1 pseudogene is annotated in these 626 nt (G+C 64.1%); it reads right to left on the bottom strand.

What is annotated here, in order from left to right:
* A pseudogene (locus tag EN939_RS36985) lies at window positions 1-626 on the bottom strand (kinesin); the annotation flags it as partial.

Below are 626 nucleotides of genomic sequence, written 5' to 3'. Positions count from 1 at the left end.
CAGCGACCAGCGTTTCGTTGATCTGGCGGGCACGGGCCTCGAGTGCCGCATTGAGCTTCTGCGTTCCGGTGTCCAGCGCCTCGGCGCGGGTCTGGAACTCGCTGATCAGGGCCTGGCCGCGTTCGGCGAGAGTCCGCTCGATGCCGTTGAGGCTGGCCTCGAATTCGGAATTGAGAGTGCGCGCGGCACCGCCGAGCAGCGACACCATGCCTGTGGTGCGATCGTCGAGCAGATCGGTCAACGACCGTGTCAGGCCGTCAGTGGTGTCCGTCAGCTTGGCGATGCGGGTGTCGAGAAGGCTGGCGAAGGCCTCGCCCGAGGTCGACAGACGGTCGGTGATCGAATCGAGCCGGCCTTCGACGGAATCGAAGATCGACATCGAGCTTTCGTTGATGCGGTCGATCAGCGTGTCGCCGGAATTGGTGATCGTCATCGACAATTTGGTCGACGCATTGAGGATCGAGTCGCGGATGATGTCGGAGGCGGCGCCGATCTCGTCCTTCAGCGTCTCATGCGCGCCGGTGATCGAAGCGCGGACGCGCTCGGCATGGGTGACGACGGCTTCGCGCTCGCTGCCGAGCCCGTCGACCAGCGAACGGATGCGGGATTCATTCTCGGAATAGGAG

The sequence above is a fragment of the Mesorhizobium sp. M7A.F.Ca.CA.002.05.1.1 genome (assembly GCF_003998335.1).
Classification (GTDB): domain Bacteria; phylum Pseudomonadota; class Alphaproteobacteria; order Rhizobiales; family Rhizobiaceae; genus Mesorhizobium.
The sequence above is the reverse complement of the archived record's forward strand: the minus strand, read 5'-3'. Positions and strand labels throughout refer to the sequence as shown.